The sequence below is a fragment of the Paraburkholderia sp. EG287B genome, assembly GCF_040965595.1.
Classification (GTDB): Bacteria; Pseudomonadota; Gammaproteobacteria; order Burkholderiales; family Burkholderiaceae; genus Paraburkholderia.
This window is the reverse complement of sequence record NZ_JBFRCG010000112.1, coordinates 1-255: the sequence shown is the minus strand read 5'-3', so window position 1 is coordinate 255 and position 255 is coordinate 1. Positions and strand designations below refer to the sequence as shown.

At 62.7% G+C, this 255-nt stretch carries 1 pseudogene; it reads right to left on the bottom strand.

Features of this window, described 5'->3' with window-relative positions:
• Positions 1–255 (bottom strand): annotated as a pseudogene (locus AB4Y40_RS42955) (IS630 family transposase); the annotation flags it as partial.

Genomic DNA, 255 nt, shown 5'->3' with positions numbered 1-255 from the left:
TCCTTTCCGCGTGGCTGCGCCGATACTACCTCGGTGAGGAACGCAACAAACTGGGCGCTGGTATGACGCGGCGCGGTTTTGCCCAGCACTTCGCCGGTGGCGACATTCAATGCCGCGAACAGGCTCACGGTGCCGTTGCGTTTGTATTCAAAGCCATGACTCTCGGCACGCCCGGGCGAGAGCGGCAACATCCGGTCCTTGCGATCCAGCGCCTGGATGGCTGTCTTCTCGTCCACGCAGAACACCGCCGCATGC